Genomic DNA, 25,367 nt, shown 5'->3' on the forward strand with positions numbered 1-25,367 from the left:
AAATTTAGTCCTTTTATTTTTAATTGTCCATGATTAATTTTTGTGATGTTTTTTGTGCGATCTGCGTCGTATTTTTGAACTATATTGATGCTTTTAATACAAATATTAATACAAATGCGGCGTTAGGTGATCTAAATCACACAATTTGTATCAAATAGGTATTACAATTCGTTTCGTTGGAATGTAACCGATTTTATTTGTGGGACTTGTGGAAATAGGACAAAGATTATGAAAATGACAACATTAACAAATGCATCTTTGATGACATTGCAAACTACGTTTGCTAGTCGCGATGATGCTATTCATGCGCTAACTGAAAAGTTAGATCAGCAAGGTAAATTGCATAACAAAGAAGAATTTTTAGCGGCAGTATTTGCACGTGAAGAGCAAGGACCTACCGCTTTAGGTGAAGGGCTTGCTGTACCGCACGGTAAATCTGATGCAGTAAAAGAAGCAAGCTTTGCCGTTGCTACTTTGAAGCAAGATTTAAAGTGGAAAGGTATTGATGAAGATGAAGACGAAGATGTTAATTTAATCTTCTTACTTGCGATCCCTAATGCTGAGGCGGGGTCTACACATATGCAAGTGTTGACTGAATTAACAACTACTTTAGTAGATGATGACATTCGTGAAGCAGTACTTAATGCAACTACTCCAGAGCAAGTGCTTGCTTTATTAGACGGTAAAAAAGTTGCTAAGGAACAAGTTGAATTAGATTCAAGCAAACCAACCGTTGTTTGTGTGACAGCTTGCCCAGCAGGTATTGCACATACTTACATGGCTGCGGAATACTTAGAAAAAGCAGGTAAGAAATTAGGCATTAATGTCTATGTTGAAAAACAAGGTGCAAACGGCATTGAAGACCGTTTAACTGCTGCACAATTAAATGAAGCGGTTGCCTGTGTTTTTGCTACTGAAGTATCGATTAAAGATATTGAACGATTTGATGGTATCCCACGTGTTGAAACAGCAGTGGCTGAGCCTATCAAACATGCAGAGCGCATTCTTAATGAAGCATTAGAAGCGGGTAAAAACGGTACTGGTGCGGCACGTGTTGCACAGACAGAAGATAAACCTAAAAGATTACCGCTTAAAACAGAATTGAAACGTGCTTTATTAAGTGGTATTTCATTTGCTGTTCCATTAATCGTTGCAGGTGGTTCAGTATTGGCTATTGCCGTATTGATTGCACAAATTTTTGACTTGCAAGAACTGTACGGAACAGATGGTTCATGGCTATGGATGTACCGTAAATTAGGTGGCGGTATGTTAGGCACCTTGATGGTACCGGTATTAGCAGCTTATACGGCTTACTCTATTGCCGATAAACCTGCATTAGGTCCTGGTTTTGCTGCGGGTCTTGCGGCTAACTTAATCGGTTCTGGTTTCTTAGGTGGTGTTGTTGGTGGTCTATTAGCCGGTTATGTAATGCGTTGGGTAAAAGAAAACGTACGTTTAAGCCCTGCATTCAACGGTTTTTTAACTTTCTACCTTTACCCTGTTATTGGTACGGTTGTAGTCGGTAGCTTGATGCTATTTGTTGTTGGTAAACCTGTTGCTTTCCTAAACCAAGGATTGACTGATTGGTTGAACAGCCTCTCGGGTAGCAACACATTGTTACTAGGTGCAATTATCGGTATATTTGTATCTTTCGACTTAGGTGGTCCGGTTAACAAAGCGGCTTATGCATTCTGTTTAGGTGCGATGGCAAATGGTGTTTATGGCCCTTACGCAATCTTTGGTTCGGTTAAAATGGTTTCTGCCTTTACCGTTACTTTCTCTACTATGATTGCTCCTCGCTTATTTAAAGAGTTTGAAATTGAAGTGGGTAAATCAACCTGGTTGTTAGGCCTAGCAGGTATTACCGAAGGTGCGATTCCTATGGCGATTGAAGATCCAGTACGTGTTATCGGTTCATTCCTTGTAGGCTCTATGGTGACAGGTGCAATTGTTGGTGGTGCGGGTATTGGCCTTTCAACACCGGGCGCTGGTATCTTCTCAATCTTCTTATTGCATGATGCTGGTATTGGTAGCTTTATGGCAGCAGGTATCTGGTTCGGTGCTGCACTGATTGGTACGGTTATCTCGACAGCAATGTTAATTACTTGGAGAGCACATCACGCTAAAAAAGAAAAATTAGCGGGTATGACTGCAACTAACTAATAAAAACAATGATTGGCATAGTGGACTTTCTCACTATGCCTTTTTTGCTATTTCTCAAAGTAGCTGGTTATTCATTAACCACTTATCTTAAGGTATAAAATTATGACTACATCTCGCGTACACATTACTCCACACATGCACTGGGATCGTGAATGGTATTTCACTACGGAAGAATCTCGTATTTTATTAGTGAACAACATGGAAGAAATAATGGGGCGTCTGGAAACAGATCCTGATTACAAATACTACGTACTTGATGGACAAACAGCATTATTAGAAGATTACTTTGCCGTTATCCCAGGTGGTAAAGAGCGTGTTAAAGCATTGGTTCAAGCTGGTAAATTAATTGTAGGCCCTTGGTATTCACAAACCGATACGATGCAGGTTTCTGGTGAATCAATTGTACGTAATATGCTATACGGCATGCGTGATTGTTTAGCATTAGGTGAGCCGATGAAAATTGGTTACCTACCAGACTCTTTCTCAATGAGTTCTCAATTACCAATGATCTATAACGGCTTTGGTATTGACCGTACTATGTTCTGGCGTGGTTGTTCTGAACGTCACGGTACTAACAAAACTGAATTCTTATGGCAGTCAAATGACGGAAGTGAAGTCACTGCACAAGTCCTTCCTTTAGGTTATGCAATTGGTAAATACTTACCAGAAGATAAAGATGCATTAACCACACGTTTAGATACTTACTTAAAAGTATTAGAAAACGCGTCTGTCACTAAAGATATTCTATTACCGAATGGCCATGATCAAATGCCTATTCAAAAAAATATCTTTGAGGTGATGGACATTTTACGAGAAGCTTACCCTGACCGTGAATTCTTGATGAGCCGTTTCGAAGACGTATTTGAAAAAATTGAAGCACAACGCGATCAATTAGATACTATTAAAGGTGAATTTAACGATGGTAAATACATGCGTGTTCACCGCACAATTTCTTCTACTCGTATGGATATTAAACTTATTCACGCTGAAGTTGAAAACAAAATTGTTAACATTCTAGAGCCGCTTGCTTCAATTGCATTCAAACTTGGTTTTGATTATCACCATGGTTTAATTGAAAAAATGTGGAAAGAAAGCATGAAAAATCATGCTCATGATTCTATCGGTTGTTGTTGTAGCGATAAGGTTCACGCTGAAATTTTAAATCGTTATATTCTTGCTGACGATATGGCCACTAACCTGATTAATTTCTACAAACGTAAAATCGTCGATCATATGCCTGAAAAAGAGGGCTGTGATAAATTAGCATTATTTAACTTATCGCCATATGCACGTGAAGAAGTTGTTAATACAATGATTACGATCCGTGCTCAAGAATTTAAAATCTTTGATGATGCAGGCAATGACGTTGAATACTTTATTGAAGGTCAACAAGAAATTGACCCAGGTAAAATTGACCGTCAAATTGTACATTATGGTAACTATGACCCGTTCATGGAATTCAATATTCAATTGAAAGTTAACGTACCGGCAATGGGGTTCACTACGTTACATGTTCAAGCTAATGAAAAAGGCGCGCTACAAGTTGCACCACAAAATGAGCAAAACGTATTAGAAAACAGCTTCTATAAAATTACTGTAAACAATGACGGCACGTTGGCTGTATTTGATAAAGAAACAGAGCAAACGTTTGAGCAGGTATTACGCCTTGAAGATGGTTCTGATGATGGTGATGAATACGATTACTCTCCTTCACGTAAAGAGTGGTTATTATATTCAAATGACTTTGATGTTGAAACCAATGTTGAGCATCAAGCATTACAATCTGTTGCGCATATTAAATTCCGTATGAATGTGCCTACCAACCTTGAGTCACGTGAACAACGTAGCAACCAAGATGGTTATGTTGATGTGGTGTGTCAGGTTGTATTAAAACAAGATACTCGTCGCATCGAAGTACGTATGGAATTAGATAACCAAGCTGATGATCACCGTGTACGTGTGCTTATTCCAACACCATTTGTAACAGATACAGTCGTCGCTGATAACCAGTTTGGTCTGATCACTCGTACGACCGATGACCCTGCAATGCAAGTTTGGGAAGCTGAAAAATGGAAAGAAGCGCCAGTACCTGTTTACCAATTAATGAACTTTGCTGCGCTTGAAAATGGTCAAGCTGGAATGGCTGTTATGACTAATGGTTTACGTGAATTTGAAGTCATTGCTAATGAAACTGAACAGCGTGATACATTTGCTTTAACTTTATTCCGTGGTATCGGTGTATTAGGTAAAGAGAATTTATTACTTCGCCCTGGTCGTCCATCTGGAATCAAGATCCCAGCTCCTGATTCGCAAGTACGTGGTAAAATTGTTTGTGAATTCACTTTGTTTGGGTTTGCTGGTGATCATATTACTGCTAATGTAATGGCTGAAGCGCGTGATAACGTAACACCTATTCAGTGTTACAACAAAATTCCATTTAATGCGATGAAACTAAATGTGGGTGAGAAAAATATCCCATTAACTTATAGTTTATGTAGTGCAGATAAAAATGGTTTAGTGTTAAGTGTTCTGAAAAAAGCTGAAGATGAAGATGCGTTAATTATCCGTGTTTACAACCCTTCAGAAACAGAAACGGTTAAAGGTGATATCGAATTTACAACACCGGTCACTGAATGGTTAGAAACCTTAATGGATGAAACGCCAAAACCAGGTGTAGTTGCTCAACAATCGCAAGATTTTGGTGATTTAGGTCCATGTCAGGCTAAAACGTTCCGCGTTAAGTTTTAATCAAAAAGGGGCAATACACTTAATGAGTTGATTCGCTCCCTTGATATAAACTATTTTTTAGTTAACTATAATTAGAACCCCTCGCCAGAGGGGTTTATAGGTGAAATGATGAAAATTGTTATTGCCCCTGATTCATTCAAAGAATCACTTTCTGCTGCTGACGTAGCAACCTGTATAGAAAATGGCTTTTCAGAAATTTTCCCCGATAGTGAATACATCAAAGTCCCTCTTGCCGATGGCGGAGAAGGAACCGTTGATGTATTAGTTGATGCGCTTAATGGACAAAGACAAAAGCAAATCGTGCATGGGCCTATTAAAGATGATGTTAATGCAGTTTGGGCATTACTGGATGATGGCGAAAGCAAAACCGCATTAATTGAAATTGCAGCCGCTTCTGGTCTTGATTTGATTACATCAGAACAACGTGATCCATTATTAGCCACCAGCTTTGGTACTGGGCAATCAATATTACAAGCGTTAGACCTTGGTGTGCAAAAAATCTTGATTGGTTTAGGTGGCAGCGCAACCAATGATGGTGGCGCAGGAATATTGCAAGCATTAGGCGGTCAGTTATTAGATGCACAAGGTAATGAATTACCCCTTGGCGGTGCTGCATTAGCTAACCTCACGAGTATTGATTTAACTCATCTGGATAAACGCTGTGCCAATGTTGAATTTATTGTTGCCTGTGATGTGTCCAACCCATTAACCGGTGAAAATGGTGCCAGTGCTATTTTTGGCCCGCAAAAAGGTGCCACTGCAGAGATGGTTGAGTTACTTGATAATGCCTTAAGTCACTTTGCCAACATCGCAGAAAAAACAACGCATATTAATCATCAACAAAGTGTTGGTTTTGGCGCGGCCGGTGGGGCGCCTTTAGGTTTGTCATTAGCGTTTAATATTCAAATAAAAGCTGGCATTGATATGGTGCTGGATATTTTGAATGTCGATCAACTACTTCAAGGGGCTGATTTAGTCATTTCCGGTGAAGGCATGATGGACAACCAAACGCTGAACGGAAAAACACCCTTTGGTATTGCTCAACGTGCGGTACAACGCGGTATTCCAGTGATTGCAATAGCGGGCTCGCTAGGTACTGAAGTGGATGCTTTGTATGACTCCATGGGCAGTATTTTTGGTACCGTGAGATCGCCACAGGCACTTACCCAGGTACTCAATGAAGCAGAACAAAACTTAACACGTACCGCAAGAAACGTAGCGGCAACATTAGCGATGGGAAATAAACTTTCTCTTAAATAGCTTTTTTTAAATAACTATTTTTAAGTTACTACTTTTAAATTACTACTTATAAAACTAAAAACGAATTGATAAGGGCTCATCATGACTCAAGTACTTTCACCTTGCTTTTTCCCCATGGAAAACGTGATCCAAGATTATATATGGGGAAGCCGTACTTCTATTAGCAAACTATTAGGCATTAACAATCCAGAAAATAAGCATCAAGCTGAAATCTGGATGGGCGCTCATGCTAATGGTTGTTCTAAAATTATCAACAACGGTAATACACAGCTTTTATCTGATTTTATAGCACAAGACAAAGATGCTATTTTAACACCTAAAACGAATGCTCAATTTGCTGAACTACCTTATTTATTTAAAGTACTAGCCGCAGGCGAAGCGCTATCTGTGCAAGTTCATCCAAGTAAAGCACAAGCAGAAGTCGGTTTTGCAAAAGAAGAAGCTGCAGGCATTCCACGTAATGCTGGCAATCGTAATTATAAAGATCCAAACCATAAACCTGAATTGGTTTATGCATTAACACCTTACCAAGCAATGAATGGCTTTCGTGAGTTCGAGCAGACTATCGCGTTATTTAAAAAAATTAACGTAGCAGCGATTGGCGACCTTGTTGATGCCTTTTCTTCTGCATTAGATTCAGCTGGATTAGAAATATTTTTTTCTGCGTTACTTTCTTTGAAAGGCGAAGTAAAAGAATGTGCCGTTAATGAGCTGCTTGAATATGCCAATGAAAATCAAGAAGATCCATTATTTGCCCTTATTTTAGAACTATCACTTCAACACCCCGGTGATATTGGTTTGTTTACACCATTAATGCTGAATGTGATCACGCTACAACCAGGTGAAGCTATGTTCTTATATGCATGTACACCACATGCTTATTTGAAAGGTACAGGTCTTGAAATTATGGCAAACTCTGACAATGTATTACGTGCGGGTTTAACGCCAAAATACATGGATGTTGAAGAGCTTGTTGCATGTACTAAATTCGATGCTATTCCTTTTGACTCATTACAATTCACTCCTGAATTAAAAGAGGGTGGCGAGTATTACGCAATTCCAGTTGAAGATTTTAAATTTGCATTGTTTGAATCTATTACAAATTTGACGCTAACAGTTGATAGTGCTGAAATATTATTAGCCTTGGATAATGATGTCACCCTAACCCATGAAAGTGGCGAAACGGTTGTGATCAATAAAGGGCAATCAGTATTTATTCCTGCCTACACAAAACAATACCAGTTAACTTCAACAGGCCGTGTGGCCCGAGCATTTAACTAATATATCTACCCGTTACCATTCAATGTGCAAAAAATGCATGTTGATTGGTAGTGGATATAGAAGCAAAGAAAGCAAGGCTATTGGCTCACCATTCACATGTTATAAAATAAACTACTTTTCTATTCACCTAGATTCGCATAAATACTGCCCATAATTATTGCCTATAGACGTGTCCATCAATATGTCTATAGATACAGCCTCTGACTTTTATACACCCATTAACTTGATCTCTATTTTCTCATCTTTCAGCGTATCGATTAAAGCTTTGCATAAGCCGACCTGAGCATTTACTATTTGAACCTACGTTTTTAATTATCATCGCTTTGGGAATCATCATGTCAGCAAATTTATCGCAATTACTATCTATCATGCAGCAATTACGCACTCCTGAAACAGGGTGCCCATGGGATCTCAAACAAACCTTCGATAGTGTGGTGCCACATACCATTGAAGAAGCCTATGAAGTCGCCGATGCGATTGCTAATAAAGATTTTGATGATTTGAAAGGTGAGCTTGGCGATCTTTTATTTCAGGTGGTTTTTTATGCTCAGTTAGCAAAAGAGCAAGGTTTGTTTGAGTTTGATGATATTTTAGCCGTCTTAAACGAAAAACTGATTCGACGTCATCCGCATGTGTTCTCGACCACTGAGTTTACAAGTGATGCAGAAATCAACGCCAATTGGGAAGCTGAAAAAGAAAAAGAGCGTCTCAAAAAAGCTAAATCATTAAATACCGAAGAAAGTATTTTAGATAATATTCCATTAGCATTACCGTCACTTACACGCGCTTATAAAATTCAAAAACGAGCGGCTAGTGTCGGATTTGATTGGGCTGAGCTAGAGCCTGTTATTGCTAAAATACACGAAGAAATTGATGAAGTATTAGTCGAAGTGAAACGAACTGATTTAACACAGGAACAGCAAAAAGCGCGTATTGTAGATGAGCTAGGGGATTTATTATTTGCTAACGTTAATCTAGTTCGCCATTTAAAAGCGAATCCAGAGCAGGTATTAAATCAAGCAAATCAGAAGTTTTCATCTCGTTTTCGTTTAGTTGAGCAACATGTAAAATCATTAGGTAAAGAGATGGGGGATTGCACGCTAAACGAACTAGATGCCATATGGAATGACATTAAAAAACTAAAAGTTAAAAGTTAAAATTAATACTTATCAAATAATTTGCTATCTCTTATTTTGTGCATCGGATTTAATGCGATATTAAAGTAATTACTTAGCTTGGCTGATATGCATTGTTGTAACATCAAGGTAAAGATCCGTTGATAAAGCATTTAAAAATTAAATTTTAACCCCATATAATTATTATCAAGATTGTTTAATAGTTATGGGTATAGAGGACGATATTGAGCTTATTCGTTAACTTGACATTGATTGTGCTAGATTTTTTAATTTACTAATATCGTCTGATTGGTTTTGATAGCAATCGTTTAAGTACCTTTTTATTCATTGAAAGTAGTGATTTATGACATTAATAGTTGGCCAAAATATCTTAATTGAAAAAATAGGGTGTGTTGAAATTGATTTTGCATGGCGTAGCCTGAAAAGTGATTTAAATCTCGCGATTTATGCTGTGGCTTTTAGCGATGGGAAAGTACTCGCTGAAACGAATATATCTCACAATCAATGGCCGCTGCCCAAGGCTGTGAGTTTAGATAAATCAGGCCGGCATTTTACTGTTCAATTTCCACAACTTGATACAAAAATAGATCGCCTTGCTTTTTATGGTTTTTTACCTGAAAACAGTCGTTATTCTTTAAAGCAGATGAGTCATTTTCAAATTAGAGTTAATGATTTATCTCTCGGTCGATTGGCAAAAATGGATGTTGAACCTTTTAATGACACGCATAAAGGTGTGATGTTTTTTGAGTTTTACCTACATAATAACGTATGGAAATTAGGCTATAAACGCCAGCCACTAAAAACAGGATATTTAACGACGTTAACAGAGCTAGGGGTGAGCTTTACCAAGCCTGAAAGACTTGAAGAAAAGCCTACAGTGACTTCTGAGCATAAAAGTACCGAGCCAGAGGTTATAACTCAACCATTAGAGCCAAGTATCGTTGAAAATGTACAACTACAAAAAGGTCAGAATTTATCACTTAGTGAGCATTTTACACATTGCACTGCGATCACTTGTAAGCTTAATGTTGTACCTAAAATCGATGATTTGGCACTTAACGTCGTTGCTATCAATCGTGATAATAAAGTGAATAATATTAAAGACTTTTTATATCATGAAAATACGATATTACGTGGGGAAGGAGTCAAGCTAAGCGATGCAGAAGTATCGATTAACTTAGATAAACTACCTCAAGATGTCACTAAGATTCAAATTTTAGTAACTAGGCGTGCGGCGAGTAAGCGTATTAATAGTGCTGATTTTATTGAGCTGAGCGTGAGCAATACTTATACCGACCAAAAGATGGCTAAGTACGTCTGCGAAACCACTGATAAAAATTATAATACTATGGTGCTGCTGAACTTCTATCGTAATCAACAGGGGTGGTCGATTCGAGCCGTAGGCCAAGGGTTTTCAGGTGGATTAGATAAAATAGGTCAACGTTATCAGTTCTCTCCACCTAAGTTACGTTATGTCGCTCCTAAAGCTAGCGTAGCATCGAATACGTTACAGCAAGAGATCGCTTCCTTTGAAGCCGAGAATAAAGCTGCGGTAGATAAATATAAAAAACTACAGTCTTTATCTTATTTATTGATGGGCATTGCAGCATTACTGGTTTTATTAACCTTTAGTCGAATTTTATTTCTACCGCTTGCCTGTCTGTTAGGTGGGTTAGGTTGGTTTTGTTTTCAACATGCATCGAAGTCATTAAAAACAATTCAAGATGAGCAATTTGAACGTTTAGTGCTCAACATGATCAAAGCAAATAACTATCAGCTCACACCTTTTGATATCGCAACTCATTGTCGAGTTAATATTGAACGAGCCACCGAAATGCTAGAAAGTCTATGCGATAAAGGGCTTGGGCATACCGCTATTAATAGAGAAGGTAATGTTTTTTATGACTTTTCTAGCCTTAAAAATTCAACTTATTAAGTGATAATAGCCAGCATTACTAATCACCCTATATTTGTATAATCAATGAAGCAGCATCTTTTACTGGCGCAATACCATTTATGAAACATTATGTTGCGTTTATTGTTGCTTTAGTTGTTATTAAGAGAGAGCTTAAACCTTGTTTTTGCAGGTAAAATAAATAATATGAGTAAATGCAGAGAAAAGATTGTCGAAAATAAGTGCGCTTGCTATAATGTCATCCCATCTAAATGTTCAATATTCTTCATTTTTGATAACAATGTCACATAACGTATAAACATCACTTAACTTAGCTAAGTTGATGATTTTTGCTGTGTGATTGTTTTTATGTGGAATACCGGCTTCTTTCTACTCTTTAATTCTTAGGGTTACTATGACGACAAAATATATTTTCGTAACTGGTGGTGTTGTTTCATCACTAGGTAAAGGTATTGCAGCAGGCTCTCTTGCCGCAATTTTAGAAGCACGTGGTTTAGACGTGACTATTCTAAAACTTGACCCATATATTAATGTTGACCCTGGAACAATGAGTCCAACTCAGCATGGTGAAGTATTTGTTACAGATGACGGTGCTGAAACGGATCTCGATTTAGGCCATTACGAACGCTTTATTCGTACCAAAATGACTAAACGTAATAACTTTACAACCGGTCGTATCTATTCTGATGTATTAGCAAAAGAGCGTCGAGGTGATTACCTTGGTGCAACTATTCAGGTTATTCCTCATATCACTAATGAAATCCAAGCGCGTGTTGTTGCTGGTGGTGAAGGACATGATGTAGCCATTGTTGAGCTAGGTGGAACTGTTGGTGATATTGAATCACAACCTTTCATTGAAGCTATTCGTCAATTAGCGTTAAAAGTAGGTCAAGCTAATGCGATGTTTATGCATTTAACATTGTTACCTTACTTAAAAACAGCGGGCGAAGTTAAAACTAAACCAACGCAGCATTCTGTAAAAGAATTACGTAGTTTAGGCATTCAACCTGACATTCTTATTTGTCGTAGTGAAGTGAGCTTCCCTGCAAATGAACGCGCTAAGATTGCGTTGTTCTGTAATGTGCAAGAAAAGTCAGTTATTTCATTACGCGATGTAGATTCAATTTACAAAATTCCAGCATTGTTAAAACAACAGGGTTTAGATCAAATCTGTATTGAACGTTTTGGTTTAGAGTGTCCTGAAGCTGATTTAAGTGAGTGGGCTAAAGTTGTTTCTGAAGAAGCAAATACAACCAGTGAGGTCGTTATCGGTATGGTTGGTAAATACACTGAGTTACCAGATGCATACAAATCGGTTAACGAAGCCTTAAAACATGGCGGCTTAAAAAATGCTGCAACAGTGAAAATCAAATATATTGATTCACAAGATGTAGAAATTAAAGGTTTAGGCGTATTAGAAGGTATCGATGCGATCTTAATCCCTGGTGGATTTGGCGAACGTGGTGTTGAAGGCAAAATTTTAGCGGCGCAGTATGCTCGTGAAAATAAAATACCTTATTTAGGTATTTGTTTAGGTATGCAAGTCGCATTGATTGAATACGCACGTAATGTTGCAGGTCTTAAAGATGCACATTCAACAGAATTTAATGCAGAGACTAAATACCCAGTTGTTGGTTTAATTACCGAATGGATTGATAAGTCAGGTGAAGTCGAACAACGCACTGAAGACTCTGACTTAGGTGGTACGATGCGTGTAGGTTCGCAAAAATGTCATTTAGCCGATAAATCTAAAGTATTAGAAATGTACGGTAGCAAAGAAATTTTTGAACGCCATCGTCATCGTTATGAAGTTAATAACAATTTATTACCTGCGATCAAGAAAGCAGGCTTAAAAATTACTGGTTTATCAGAAGACAAAAAATTAGTCGAAATAATTGAAAACCCAGATCATCCTTGGTTTGTTGCAGCGCAATTCCACCCGGAATTTACCTCAACACCGCGTGATGGACATCCGTTATTCAAAGGGTTTATAAAAGCTGCGATAGATCATCAACAAGGTCGTTTTTTATAGTTTTTGTTGACCCGATCGCATTAGTTTGTTAAAAAATTACACAATAAAAGCTGCTGGATGTAATCGCAGCTTGTTTTAAAGAATTTTTAAAATTTTATTTTTACTTAAACAAAGGAATAATCATGTCAAACATAGTTAAAGTACTTGGTCGTGAAATCATGGATTCACGTGGTAACCCAACGGTAGAAGCTGAAGTTCATTTAGCAGATGGCTCTATCGGTATGGCTGCTGCGCCATCTGGTGCATCTACTGGTTCTCGTGAAGCTCTTGAATTACGTGACGGTGATAAAGCTCGTTACTTAGGTAAAGGCGTACTTAAAGCTGTTGCTGCTGTAAATGGTCCAATCGCTGAAGCACTAGCTGGTAAAGATGCTCTAGCACAAGCTGAGCTTGACCAAATCATGATCGACCTAGATGGAACAGAAAACAAAGCTAAATTCGGCGCAAACGCTATCTTAGCTGTTTCTCTAGCTGCTGCTAAAGCTGCTGCAATCTCTAAAAAAGTACCTCTATACGCTCACATTGCTGACTTAAACGGTACTTCTGGTGTTTACTCTATGCCTCTTCCAATGATGAACATCATCAATGGTGGTGAGCACGCAGATAACTCTGTAGATATCCAAGAATTCATGATCCAACCTGTTGGCGCTCCTAATTTCCGTGAAGGCCTACGTATGGGTGCTGAAGTATTCCATAGCCTAGCTAAAGTACTTAAAGCTGACGGTCACTCAACTGCTGTTGGTGATGAAGGTGGTTTTGCTCCTAACCTTGAGTCTAACGAAGCTGCACTTGCTGCTATCGAAAAAGCAGTTGCAAATGCTGGTTACGTATTAGGCAAAGACATCACATTAGCGATGGATTGTGCTGCATCTGAGTTCTACGACAAAGAAGCAAACATCTATGACCTTAAAGGTGAAGGCAAAAAATTCACTTCTGAAGAATTTAACTTCTTCTTACAAGATCTTACTAACAAATACCCAATCGTTTCTATCGAAGACGGTCTTGACGAGTCTGATTGGGATGGTTTTGCACACCAAACTAAACTAATGGGTGATAAAATCCAATTAGTTGGTGACGATCTATTCGTAACAAATACTAAGATCCTTAAGCGTGGTATCGACAACGGTATTGCTAACTCAATCTTAATCAAATTTAACCAAATTGGTTCACTAACTGAAACGTTAGCAGCAATCAAAATGGCTAAAGATGCTGGTTTCACAGTTGTTATCTCTCATCGTTCAGGTGAAACTGAAGATTCAACTATCGCTGACCTAGCTGTTGGTACAGCTGCTGGCCAAATCAAAACTGGTTCATTGAGCCGTTCTGATCGTGTTGCTAAGTACAACCAACTTCTACGTATCGAAGAAGCTCTTGGCGCTGCTGCACCATACAATGGTCTTAAAGAAGTTAAAGGTCAGTAATATTTTTGCCTAACTTCGGTTAAGGCTAATATTCTACTTTGAATTCTTAGATTAGAAATCCTCAACTTAGGTTGGGGATTTTTTTTACCTGCTGTTTGGCGAAAGAGCATTAAGCCGTTCTGACCCTGTTGCTACTCTTTGTTAACTACGGGCAACCAACTTCTACGTATCGAAGAAGCGCTAGGCGCATCTGCACCTTACAATGGTCTTAAAGAAGTTAAAGGTCAGTAATTCTTTAAATAGAATTTGATTTTTAAATCTTAGATTAGAAAATCCTCAACTTAAGTTGGGGATTTTTTTTGCCTATCGATTGATTTAGGCGCAGCAGCACCACTCTTAACTTCAGTCTTAAAGAAGTTAAAGGTTAGTAATTCTTTTAATAGAATTTGATTTTTAAATCTTAGATTAGAAAATCCTTAACTTAGGTTGGGGATTTTTTTTGCCTATCGATTGATTTAGGCGCAGCAGCACAACTTTTAACTTCAGTCTTAAAGCTGGTTTTAAATTTGTCCATATGTTCTTTACTTAAGTGAATAGTAAAATATGAAGCTACTGGCCTCTTAGTTTTTAATAAACAATGACTAGTTTTGAAGTAGAGAGAACACTATTTCACAGTAAAATCTTCAGGCCAAATAAAATAGGCTCCGAAGCGGCCTTTTTTTGCCTCTCCACCGACTGCTATACCTTTATCTGTTAGAATATGTTGTTCATTTTCTTCTTTTATATATTCTGATAAAACAAGTTTATCTAATAGCTCTGCTGTTTTGAGTTTAAGTTTAGTTGCCAATTTAGAGGATGTGATTTTAACTAAATTAGTATCACTTATTGATTCATCAGATTTGATTATTTCATCTTGTTGAATTGATTTTTCAATTTTCTGTAATGAAATTCTTACCTCATCACTTATCCTAATTATTCTCTGCGCCTCGTCATATGCATCTCTATACATGTCAGAGTCATCTTCGCGTGAAATATGAACTCCCATTTCATTATTGTTAACTTGGCTGAATTCGTAGAGATTCAAACTAGTGATTATACAAGAACTTTCATTCATGTAACATTTAGCATGCAAGTTTTTACAAAAGCTTGTTCTAACAAAGGATAATTCATTTAACCAACTAATTTCCATTGGGTGTAACTCGCTTTTTCCATAAACAATACGAACATCAATTTTCAATCTATTTTTATCTTCAAGTAATTCTTTAACACGATCATTTAATCTTAAAAAAGGGCTGATCAGTATAAGGCGATCTGATGCACTTTTTATCAACTCTTCTAAATAATAATTTGTTGCGCTGGTGTTTAAAAATTTTGCCATTTGAATAATCCTTTTTATAAATTTTATTAAAATAATTATGCAACAGGATTATCACTATAAGTAGTTGCTCCCGTTTTATGCATGAGGGCAAATCATCTGTATGATTTTGTTATTTAGGAGCATATTAAATTTAAGAAAACACAATATTATTTTTCGCATTAAATTTTAATGTACCTATAAGTGGTTAAACATACTTTAATAATATATTTAATCAATAAGTTAAGTTAACGATAAAGTAGATTATTTAGTGATATATCATATTGAAAGTTGAAATGAAGCGTCATGATATATATTAATTACTCTCGTTTTTTCAACATCAAAATTGAAAATTTAAAATGCACTTACAATGTGCTAAATCATATCTTATTTTGCTAACTCAGCGTAAAATGCGCGCTTTATTGAGATTGAATCCCTTATTGACCCCCTTATTGGAGCTACTATGCCTTCACTTATTGATCTACTTGGTTGGACAAGTGTCTTTTTCTACATATTTTTAATGATTTTTAATGGCATGAAAAATGTGCGTCTTGCTTCATTCCTTTCGGTTATTAATGATGTGTCTTGGGGGATTTTAATCGGAGTGATGCCTAAAGTATTATTAAATTTGGTAGTGGGTAGTGTGACTTTATACCGTTACTTATGTGACTTTACTGAACTCTCTCGCAAGATGACGCGTTTTATTCTTGTTATTATGATCGCTTTTTTATTGTATGCGACGTATTTTTCTATCAATGATTATCTTGCAAATCCATCATTAGGTTTGTTACTTACTTGGGCTGATTTTGCGATTATTTTAACTGCCTTGAGCGTTAAAAAATTACGTCTATTTCAGTATTTCATGTGGATATCGGCTTTTGTCGGTGGTTATGCTTATTACCTGTTAGGCATTGAACAAATGATTGTAATTAAAACTATTGTGGCATTAATTATGACGCATAAGTTATTCATCCATCCGTTTTATCCTCAACTTGAAGGTAAATTACTGTTTTGGAAAAATTGATTTTTGCCATTTAAATACGATGCCTCCCCTGTGGAATAAGAACGGGGGAGAGTACTTAAGTGAGATCTTCTCTCTCCATTATTAGTTTTTTATGGCGGGTACCAAAAGGCTAATTTATTTGTTGAATTAACTTTCGTTTTGGTTGATCCTATTATTTACTATCAATATTTGTCCTTAATATTCCACCTTACAATCAATTATCTTACTTATCTATCTACCTTAATTTCAAGCTTAGCAACGACTAAAACGATGGTGTATTAGGCTTTATGCTTCACCACCATCAACTCTATAGCCAACCTTATAGTCAATCTTACAATGTAACTCAATCTTTTATTAAAGTGGTTTTAATCGTTAACCTGCATTTTTTGATGCTTAGATTCTGACAATAAGTACGATTTAGCTGTCTTGGGTTGATTTTAATTTTCCGATGAATGTGGGATGATTAACTTTTTAATACTGAGTCATAAAATCATGCGCTTACTGTTGTTTATCTTTATTTTTATATTCGCATTACTACAGTACCATTTATGGTTCGGTAAAAATGGATTGCAGGATCATCATGAATTTACACAGGAGGTTGAATTAGCTATTTCAGGCAATGCTGAGCTAACCACTCGTAATCAAATGATGTTTTCTGAAATTGACGATTTAAAAACTGGTACGGATGCAATCGAAGAACGTGCACGAAATGAACTGGGGTTGATTAAAGAAGGTGAGACCTTTTTCCGTATTGTACCGAAGGAAGAAAATTAAATGAGTAAACTTTCTTTTTCTGCGGTGATACCCGCTGCAGGTATTGGCAAGCGAGTTGGGGCGCAGATCCCTAAACAATATTTACCTCTCTTAGATAAAACGATTATTGAACATAGTATTACACCTTTTCTTAATCACCCTGATATTAATAAAGTAGTGGTTTCTATCGCTCAAAATGATCAATGGTTTCACCTGTTAGGTCTAGCTAACCACCCTAAACTGAGGATAGTAGAGGGTGGCAAAGAACGTGTGGATTCAGTACTGAGTGCCCTCAAAGTTTTGCCTGATAGTGAGTATATTTTAGTTCACGATGCCGCTCGACCTTGTTTACAAACACAGGATATCGATAAGCTGATCGCTCATGCAAATACCTATAAATCCGGTGCTATGTTAGGTTGTAGAGTCCGTGACACCATGAAACGAACTGATTTGCATAATAATATTGAACGTACGGTCGACCGCAACAATCTATGGCACGCACTCACCCCACAAATGTTTAACAATCAGCAATTAATCTCTGCTATAACGTCTATACAAGATCAGCACTTAATTACTGACGAAGCGTCTGCTATCGAATTAGTTGGTGCAGCAATCACTGTCATTGAAGGGCGCAGTGATAACTTAAAAGTAACTCAGCCTGAAGATTTATTGCTCGCTGAATTTTATCTCTCTAAATTTAACGCCCACAATTAAGGAAATAATATGATCCGTATTGGTCATGGATATGATGTACATAAGTTTGGTGGCGAAGGCCCAATTACCATTGCTGGCGTGAAGATCCCTTACAGCCAAGGTTTACTTGCACATTCTGATGGGGATGTTGCTATCCATGCGTTTTGCGACGCGATACTAGGTGCATTAGCGCTCGGCGATATTGGCCGCCACTTTCCTGACAATGATGCGGCTTTCAAAGGTATTGATAGCCGAGAATTATTGCTTGATGTGTACCAACAAGCGAAACAAAAAGGCTATCGTTTAGGTAATGCAGATATCACCATTATTGCTCAAGCACCTAAAATGGCACCTTTCATTGATGCTATGTGTGCAGAGCTAACCCGTCTGCTCGATACAGACTTAGGTAACATCAATGTTAAAGCAACTACCACTGAGCAATTAGGACCAATGGGGCGTAAAGAAGGCATTGCCTCGCATGCTGTGGTTATTTTGTTAAAGGATGCACAATGAGTGATACACAACCTGAAAAAATGGTTTATCCATTAGACTTTAATTACTTATACGGAAAACCTAGCAGTACAGGTCGGTTTAAACAGCATTGTGAAGATTTTCGTGTTGAAGAACATTTAGATTTTGATTTAACTGGGGAAGGCGAGCATGTTTGTTTATGGATTAAAAAAGTAGGTGAAAATACTGATTATTTAGCGAGACAATTGGCTAAGTTTGCAGGTATCGCAGCTAAGAATGTGAGTTATGCAGGATTGAAAGATCGTCAAGCTGAAACCTATCAATGGTTTTCGCTTTATATTCCAGGCAAAGTGACCCCTGACTTCAGTACTTTTGAGTCACCTGGTGTGAGTATATTAAAGGTGATACGCCACAATAAAAAACTGCGTACAGGCTGCCTTGCCGGTAATCATTTCGCCATCGTTTTACGTGAAATATCAGATAAAGAAAGATTACAAAAAGTATTAGAACAAGTTGCGCAAGGGGTGCCAAATTATTTTGGTAATCAACGTTTTGGTTTTGATGGTCATAACGTTAATGCTGCATTACAAATGTTTAATGGGCGAAAAATAAAAGATCGTTTTAAACGCGGTATCTACCTGAGTGCGGCGAGAAGTTATTTATTTAATCGCGTTATATCACAGCGTATTGCTGATAATTTACAGGTGCAACCTCTACTCGGTGATTGTGTTCAGTTTGTTGCTAACCGTTCTTTTTTTCCATTACCTGATTTATCCGAACAAACATTACAACGTTTAGCTATACGCGAAGTTTGTTTAACGGCCCCTTTATGGGGAGCGGGGGAGCTCACTTCATCTGACGAAGCAAAGCAATATGAATTAGCGTGTTTGTCTTCATTTGAAGATATACAAAAAGGATTGGCGAAAGAGGGCTTAAAACAAGAGCGTCGACCGCTATTATTAATTCCTGAGCAGTTTAGCTATCAATGGTTGGATGAAACTACCTTAACAATAAAATTTTATTTACCCGCGGGCTGCTATGCAACCAGTGTGATCCGCGAGCTTATTGATACAAGTCTATGATGAGTTGTTATGTGGTGGCGAGCTATTAGGTTATTCATATAGCTACAATAAAGCCGCATGAAATAGGAGCAAGTATTGACGATTGCTCCTTAACATCATCTTAACGATACAATCCTATTTGATTAGGACAACTGAGTTTGACGTTTATATGTGGTATCCCACTAATACCTGATTTAACGGCGACTCAAAAATTAACTGTTTATTGCATTGGTTAGGCGGCAATTAGTCGTCACCCATTATTTTTATTCATAAAAGAGAAAACTGTGAAAATATTTGCCCCACTTTATACAAAAGTAATGCGTTGGTCTAAGCATAAATATGCTCCTTTTTATTTATACTTAACAGCATTCATTGAGTCGATTTTTTGGCCAATTCCTGTTGATATTATGTTAGCACCAATGGCTTTAGCAAAACGCCATCTTGCATGGCGCTTTGCTTTCGGGGCAACTGTATTTTCAGTGTTAGGTGGTGCCGTAGGGTATTACCTTGGTAGTGCTTTATATGAACCCGTTGTGTTGCCATTTATAGAGGTGATGGGGTATCAAGATAAAATGCAAACTGCACAATTATGGTTCAATGACTGGGGAGTGATGGTGATTTTTATTGCCAGCTTTACACCTATTCCATTTAAAGTATTTACCATAACTGCAGGTGTCATGAATATGGCATTTTGGCCCTTTTTATTGACGGCTTTAGTGGGACGTGGATTACGTTTCTTTTTAGTCGCAGGTTTAATGGTATTAGGTGGTGAAAAAATGGAAGCGAAATTAAGTAAATATATCGACGTCTTAGGTTGGTTAACAATTGTTGCCGCTGCTATTTTATATTTTACTTTAAAGCATTAGTTTTATTGTGAAAATTATATTATTTACTACATTGTTTTTTTTGTTTTCATGCTCTTCTCCCGGTGGTAGGGCACCAGTTTATGATGTGAAATCAAATAAAGGTGCGCTCAACAAAGGTGGTGGCACTTATATTGCAAGTGGTAAAAGTATTAAACCAGGGCAAAAAAAGTACGTTGTTCAAAAGGGCGATACACTTTATTCCATTGCCTGGCGAGCGGGTATGGCGGTGAACACGTTAATTAAACGTAATCATTTAAGAAAGCCTTATATTATTAAGAAGGGACAAGTCCTAAATTTACGCTCAAGTACCTCAAAAGTGGTGGTTTCTTCATCAAATAAGGCAAAAAATAGCGCAGGAAGTTGCACAGTTCAAACCTGTAAACAAAACAATAAAATAGAGGTTGTCAAAAAATCATCGAAAGCATATTCTGCTAATGATGTTGATGAAAAAGTGATTAAAAAGAAAACGATTAATCAACAAGATTCGAATAATAAAGTGGCGGATTGGCAGTGGCCAACTAAAGGTAAATTAACAAAAACCTTTGCTAACTCCCCGCAAGGAATGAAGGGTATCTCTATTTCTAACGTTCGAGGAACACCGATATATGCAGCGGCAAAAGGGAAAGTTGTTTATGCAGGTAGCGGTTTAAGAGGTTATGGAAAACTAGTCATTATTAAGCATAATTATGATTATTTAAGTGCTTATGCACATAATGATAAACTAATAATAAAAGAGAATGAACAAGTTGAAATGGGCCAAAAAATAGCTGTGATGGGAGATAGTGATACAGATACCGTGCGATTACATTTTGATATTCGCTATCGTGGTAAGTCTGTTGATCCCATGCGTTACTTACCTAAACGTTAATAACGCGATCAAGTTTTCAGTTAATGATTGAAATAATTTAGGAATATTTAAAAGGCCCAATTTAAAAGTAATAGTTCATCAAATTGAAGCGGTAAAAAGGGAGTGCAACCATGGTAGGAACAACTTCAGTTAATTCAGAGAACAAGGATTTAGACAACTATAATCAGCCAATCGTTGATGATCTTGAAATGGATGATGGATTAGGTATTGATAAAGCTGAGGCAGAAACCCCTGCAGAGCCTGAACGCTATGCAACAGGCAGTGAATTTAAGGTAATGGATGCCACTCAATTGTATTTGGGTGAAATTGGTTACTCTCCGCTATTAACTGCCCAAGAAGAAGTCTATTACTCACGCCGTTCTCATCGTGGTGATGAAGTGTCTCGTAAACGCATGATTGAAAGCAATTTGCGTCTCGTTGTTAAAATATCACGTCGCTATAATAATCGTGGTTTATCATTATTAGATTTAGTCGAAGAAGGTAACTTAGGGCTTATTCGCGCGGTTGAGAAGTTTGATGCAGAAAAAGGTTTTCGTTTTTCTACTTACGCGACATGGTGGATACGTCAAACCATTGAACGGGCCATTATGAATCAAACTCGCACGATACGTTTACCTATTCATATTGTTAAAAAATTGAACGTGTATTTACGCACCGCACGAGAATTAGCGCATAAACTGACACATGAGCCAACGCCGGAAGACATCGCTAAAGAGTTGGATGTATCAGCAAAAGAAGTGTCAAAGATATTAAAGCTGAATGAACGTATAAGTTCAGTAGATACACCACTTGGCCATAGTTCAGACAAAGAATTATTAGATATTATTCCAGACAGTAACGAGTCAACACCAGAAAATACATTACAAACTAACGATATGAAATTGCGTATCGTGGATTGGTTAGAGGATTTAAACGCAAAACAACGAGAAGTATTAGCAAGACGCTTTGGTTTATTAGGATACGAAGCGGCGACATTAGAAAATGTGGGTAAAGAGATTGGTTTAACACGCGAACGTGTGCGTCAAATTCAAGTAGAAGCATTAAAAGCGCTACGTGAAGTGTTATCAAAACAAGGGTTATCTATTGAAGCTCTTTTTCAATCTTAATAGTTTGAAATCAATATTTTAACTCAATAGTTTAATTGAAAAGTTAATAAAAAAACGCATCCAATGGATGCGTTTTTTATATCTGCCGATAAATTTTATATCTGTTCTAGTGGCGGGCTATATTAATTCTGATTGAGAAAAGCTAAATGAAGGATCAATCTCTCGTAACTCTTTAGCGAGCATCAACTGCGCCTTGGCATTTTCAATTTCTCGCCACTTACGAGGTTTAGGTTTACGTTTAACGGGAGTGTGGAATAGGTTATTAATTTTGATATCGCTATCATTTAATTGAAGCTGTTGCATGTTATCCCCTTAACTTTAATGTCCAACTGTGTGTGCTGAATACAATAAGCTGATGAGATGGCATTTTTATGACAAATATATTGCACTTTTATTAATTGTGGCATTCCTTTTAAGTTGGCCGCATTTGCTTTTTACTTGTTCTTAATTTGCTAAAGAGAACAATCATTTATATTTGTTTACCTTATAAACTAAGCTATTCCTCCGTGTAAATTTCACTGCCCACGTTTAAAGAAATCAACATAACTGCGTACTGTGACTCATGCTAAATTGATTTTTTGTTCTACGCTGAATAGATCATTGTTTGATGCTTCAGTTATGCTTCTGCAAAACAGGTGGACAGTCTTAAACATCATTACGATGTAATATTTAACCTCAAATTATAAACTGTAAAATATTAGGAGGAGCAATGACTCACTTCCATGATCACGGTTTTACCTTTATTGAGTTAATCATTACGCTCGCTATTTTAGGCGTTATTATTTCAATATCCACGGCTTCATACCAAGGGATTCTGGCAAACCAAACCTTGCTGAGTCGCACGTCAGAAGTTTATTACACACTACAACTTGCAAAAGTAGAAGCAATTAAACGCAATCAAAAGATTTACGTTAATTTTTGTCAACAAGGTAACCTCTGGAAGATGGGTATCAGTGATACCAATCATTGTGATTGTTTTAGTGCTAATTCTTGCCAATTAGATGGTGTTGAAAAAGTACAAGATCTTGCCGATGGAAAAACGATTGTTATTGATAGTTCAACATTAACTTTTACAGGGACACAGGCATCCTATGGCTCATTACGCTTTTCAGTAGAAACTGGCAGCGTCACAATGACTAATAGCGAGCAACATTCTTTATCGATTATACAAAGTGCGATGCGTTTAAGAGTCTGTGCGCCAGACCAAGCTCAACTTGGATATAAAAAATGTTAGCGCCCATATCATTAAAGTCTGGCTTTAGCCTGATAGAAGTGCTGATTTCATTACTACTAGGTTCCTTACTATTGGCGATGATCATTAGTTTATACGTTACTAATGTCAGTGCTGGTCACAAAGGCATGAAGCTCTCTCGTTTCCATGCAGATATACAATCGCTTGTAGGGGTAATGGAAAATGATATCCGCCGAGCTGGATTTGGTGGTAGTCATTTTATGGTAGGCCAAACCAATAATAAAGTTGTTGATAGTATCAATAGCGGTACGCAACACTGTATTGTTTATGCTTATAACTATAATCATGCGGTTGCTGCTTTACCTTCCCATTTTATGGCTTTTCGTTATTCATCAACTTCGCATAGTGTACAGTTTGGAAGAGGTTTAAACTCGCAGGCTATCAATTGTTATAGTAGTGGTAGTTGGGTCAATTTAACGGATCCTAAATTTCTAAAGGTGACAGAGTTGAGCTTTGTGGAAAGTATCGCTTCCAACGCACAAGCAACAATGCGTAGTGTTGAAGTGACAATAAAAGCACAGTTGAAAAGTAACAGCGAATATACCCACCAAATAACCACAAAGGTACAAGTACGCAACCCTGAATTTCATTGATAATATTCAATAAACCTCCTTTAATATTTTATATACCTACTAAATATCAAAAAGCGATACAATGGTATTTTTTTGAGCATACAACTTCATCAATGTGCCATTTCACCACTATGAAATGCTAAATATGCAATACTAAATGCCATAAAATACTAATAGGAAGTAATACTTTTGAATATCGCTGCTAAGTCCTGGATAACCTCTTATTTTGTTTGTTTCTTTTTTATATGGGGGATTTTTTTACCTTTCTGGGGCATCTGGTTAGCTGAAAAAGGCGTGAGTCCTGCACAAATAGGTACTTTATTTTCACTAGGTTTAGTATTGCGTTTTGTTAGCACCATTGGTTTATTACCGCGCTTAAAAACAGCCAATGGACCGATACGTTTGGCTTGTTATTTAACCTTCACAAGCTTAATGTGTTTGCTTTTATTGGTTTATTTTCAGGGCTGGTATGCACTAGCTGCTGCCACCTTATTACTTAATTTTTTAATGGCGCCGATGGTACCGATTGGTGACATTATCGGTACTCGCCTAGTTAAACAAATCCAAATTAATTATGGCAAGATCAGGTTATGGGGATCCGTCAGCTTTATTGTTGGTTCAACTTTTGTCGGCTGGACAATTGGTGAGTTTGGACATGAAAGTATTTTGTGGTTAATTATTATAGCGATTTTCTTAAACTATTGTTTAACCCTAATAAGTCTAGAGCCGCAATTACAACAACAAAGTTTGCCACCTAAAAATAAACACAACAACTTACTGTCTTTGCTGAAAAAACCGAGTGTTATTTATTTTATTTTAGTAATGGGACTGATCCAAGGTAGCCATGCTGCTTATTATTCATTTAGTGCTTTATATTGGAATTCAATGAATATATCTGAATTTAATATCGCTTTATTATGGGGAATAGGTGTTTTTGCTGAAGTACTACTGATGCGCTTTAACGATAAGTGGTTCCATCATTGGACAATTAAGCAAATGTGTTTGTTAGCCGTCGTGGCTGGATTGATAAGGTGGGGCGTATTGGCGCAAACAACGGATCTTTTTTGGCTATTGTTGGTACAAACATTCCATGCTTTCACATTTGCATTAGCACATTTAGCTGCCATGCGTTTTATTGCTAAACAACCAGAGCACCTAATGGTCGGTTATCAAACTTTATATGCCAGTGTTGCTTTAGGGTTAGTGATGGCAATATTAACCTACGTATCTGGTTGGATCTACGTACCACAGGAAAGCACGCTTTTTGTTTGGATGGCAGTTATTTTATTACCGGTTTTCTTGTTGTTAAAACGATGGAATTGCGATCAAAACAACAATGTTGAATCCATTGATTAAGAGGCAGTTAGTCTCGATTCTGCTTAGAGCATCACTATCGCGGACAACTGTAATAGTGTTGCTCTATCGATGGCAAGCATCCTATTAACTCCTTTTAAGTGATGAGATCATCTTTT

Annotated in this window: 21 protein-coding genes; 19 read left to right on the top strand and 2 right to left on the bottom strand. The window is 37.3% G+C overall.

Translation table 11 applies throughout. The features are described from left to right. Positions 1-228 precede the first annotated feature (228 nt). From mngA to eno, 8 genes are all read left to right on the top strand, one after another. Positions 229-2,163, top strand: a complete 1,935-nt coding sequence (mngA, locus tag MT390_RS10765) for a PTS 2-O-a-mannosyl-D-glycerate transporter subunit IIABC (RefSeq protein ID WP_166371643.1) — start codon at positions 229-231, stop codon at positions 2,161-2,163. A gap of 102 nt (positions 2,164-2,265) precedes the next feature. Beyond that, positions 2,266-4,911 carry a mannosylglycerate hydrolase gene (mngB, locus tag MT390_RS10770; protein ID WP_499441072.1) on the top strand — a complete coding sequence of 882 codons (2,646 nt, stop codon included), beginning with the start codon at positions 2,266-2,268 and terminating at the stop codon, positions 4,909-4,911. A 108-nt stretch (positions 4,912-5,019) separates the two neighbouring features. Beyond that, on the top strand, positions 5,020-6,171 hold the full coding sequence (locus MT390_RS10775; protein WP_499441098.1) for a glycerate kinase: 1,152 nt from the start codon (positions 5,020-5,022) through the stop codon (positions 6,169-6,171). Positions 6,172-6,252: 81 nt separating this feature from the next. Beyond that, positions 6,253-7,452: a mannose-6-phosphate isomerase, class I gene (gene manA / locus MT390_RS10780; RefSeq protein WP_499441074.1), complete on the top strand. Its 1,200-nt coding sequence runs from the start codon at positions 6,253-6,255 to the stop codon at positions 7,450-7,452. Between the two features lie 335 nt (positions 7,453-7,787). Beyond that, positions 7,788-8,609, top strand: coding sequence for a nucleoside triphosphate pyrophosphohydrolase (gene mazG, locus MT390_RS10785; RefSeq protein ID WP_499441076.1), 822 nt, complete (start codon positions 7,788-7,790; stop codon positions 8,607-8,609). 322 nt (positions 8,610-8,931) lie between these two features. Beyond that, positions 8,932-10,524, top strand: a complete 1,593-nt coding sequence (locus MT390_RS10790) for a TerD family protein (protein ID WP_499441078.1) — start codon at positions 8,932-8,934, stop codon at positions 10,522-10,524. Between the two features lie 373 nt (positions 10,525-10,897). After that, positions 10,898-12,535 (top strand): CTP synthase, encoded by a 1,638-nt coding sequence (pyrG, locus tag MT390_RS10795; RefSeq protein WP_166371648.1) that lies wholly within the window; start codon positions 10,898-10,900, stop codon positions 12,533-12,535. A gap of 122 nt (positions 12,536-12,657) precedes the next feature. Continuing rightward, the gene (gene eno, locus MT390_RS10800; protein WP_166371649.1) at positions 12,658-13,956 is read left to right on the top strand and encodes a phosphopyruvate hydratase; all 1,299 of its coding nucleotides are present in this window, start codon (positions 12,658-12,660) and stop codon (positions 13,954-13,956) included. A gap of 604 nt (positions 13,957-14,560) precedes the next feature. Here eno and MT390_RS10805 read toward each other — a convergent pair. After that, positions 14,561-15,274 carry a phospholipase D family protein gene (locus tag MT390_RS10805; protein WP_499441081.1) on the bottom strand — a complete coding sequence of 238 codons (714 nt, stop codon included), beginning with the start codon at positions 15,272-15,274 and terminating at the stop codon, positions 14,561-14,563. Between the two features lie 439 nt (positions 15,275-15,713). Between MT390_RS10805 and MT390_RS10810 the strand changes: the two genes are divergently transcribed. The 8 genes from MT390_RS10810 (at position 15,714) to rpoS (ending at position 22,071) form a co-directional block, all read left to right on the top strand. Beyond that, positions 15,714-16,274, top strand: a complete 561-nt coding sequence (locus MT390_RS10810; RefSeq protein ID WP_166371650.1) for a phosphopyruvate hydratase — start codon at positions 15,714-15,716, stop codon at positions 16,272-16,274. A gap of 471 nt (positions 16,275-16,745) precedes the next feature. Next, positions 16,746-17,027, top strand: a complete 282-nt coding sequence (gene ftsB / locus MT390_RS10815; protein WP_028868786.1) for a cell division protein FtsB — start codon at positions 16,746-16,748, stop codon at positions 17,025-17,027. Continuing rightward, complete coding sequence (gene ispD / locus MT390_RS10820; protein ID WP_166371651.1) at positions 17,028-17,720, top strand: 2-C-methyl-D-erythritol 4-phosphate cytidylyltransferase; 693 nt, start codon at positions 17,028-17,030, stop codon at positions 17,718-17,720. It abuts the gene before it with no gap. 9 nt (positions 17,721-17,729) lie between these two features. Beyond that, positions 17,730-18,212: a 2-C-methyl-D-erythritol 2,4-cyclodiphosphate synthase gene (gene ispF, locus MT390_RS10825; RefSeq protein ID WP_166371652.1), complete on the top strand. Its 483-nt coding sequence runs from the start codon at positions 17,730-17,732 to the stop codon at positions 18,210-18,212. Continuing rightward, the gene (gene truD, locus MT390_RS10830) at positions 18,209-19,252 is read left to right on the top strand and encodes a tRNA pseudouridine(13) synthase TruD (protein ID WP_205963024.1); all 1,044 of its coding nucleotides are present in this window, start codon (positions 18,209-18,211) and stop codon (positions 19,250-19,252) included. Before ispF ends, truD begins: the two co-directional genes overlap by 4 nt. 263 nt (positions 19,253-19,515) lie before the next feature. Continuing rightward, the gene (locus MT390_RS10835; protein WP_166371653.1) at positions 19,516-20,097 is read left to right on the top strand and encodes a VTT domain-containing protein; all 582 of its coding nucleotides are present in this window, start codon (positions 19,516-19,518) and stop codon (positions 20,095-20,097) included. Positions 20,098-20,182: 85 nt separating this feature from the next. Next, on the top strand, positions 20,183-20,965 hold the full coding sequence (locus MT390_RS10840) for a peptidoglycan DD-metalloendopeptidase family protein (RefSeq protein WP_346774339.1): 783 nt from the start codon (positions 20,183-20,185) through the stop codon (positions 20,963-20,965). Between the two features lie 110 nt (positions 20,966-21,075). Then, positions 21,076-22,071 carry an RNA polymerase sigma factor RpoS gene (rpoS, locus tag MT390_RS10845; protein ID WP_499441085.1) on the top strand — a complete coding sequence of 332 codons (996 nt, stop codon included), beginning with the start codon at positions 21,076-21,078 and terminating at the stop codon, positions 22,069-22,071. Positions 22,072-22,188: 117 nt separating this feature from the next. Here the strand turns inward: rpoS and MT390_RS10850 are convergent, their stop codons facing one another. Next, the gene (locus MT390_RS10850; protein ID WP_166371655.1) at positions 22,189-22,374 is read right to left on the bottom strand and encodes a DUF3545 family protein; all 186 of its coding nucleotides are present in this window, start codon (positions 22,372-22,374) and stop codon (positions 22,189-22,191) included. A gap of 406 nt (positions 22,375-22,780) precedes the next feature. Here MT390_RS10850 and MT390_RS10855 point away from each other — a divergent pair, with 406 nt between their 5' ends. The 3 genes from MT390_RS10855 to MT390_RS10865 all read left to right on the top strand — a co-directional run bounded on the left by MT390_RS10855 (position 22,781) and on the right by MT390_RS10865 (position 25,251). Then, on the top strand, positions 22,781-23,305 hold the full coding sequence (locus MT390_RS10855; RefSeq protein ID WP_166371656.1) for a GspH/FimT family pseudopilin: 525 nt from the start codon (positions 22,781-22,783) through the stop codon (positions 23,303-23,305). Further along, a complete protein-coding gene (locus MT390_RS10860) occupies positions 23,299-23,916 on the top strand; it encodes a prepilin-type N-terminal cleavage/methylation domain-containing protein (protein WP_166371657.1) in 618 nt (205 codons plus the stop codon). Before MT390_RS10855 ends, MT390_RS10860 begins: the two co-directional genes overlap by 7 nt. A 168-nt stretch (positions 23,917-24,084) precedes the next feature. Continuing rightward, positions 24,085-25,251: a 3-phenylpropionate MFS transporter gene (locus MT390_RS10865; RefSeq protein WP_499441088.1), complete on the top strand. Its 1,167-nt coding sequence runs from the start codon at positions 24,085-24,087 to the stop codon at positions 25,249-25,251. Positions 25,252-25,367 lie beyond the last annotated feature (116 nt).

Source organism: Vibrio sp. 2-Bac 85 (assembly GCF_037546705.1).
GTDB lineage: Bacteria > Pseudomonadota > Gammaproteobacteria > Enterobacterales > Psychromonadaceae > Psychromonas.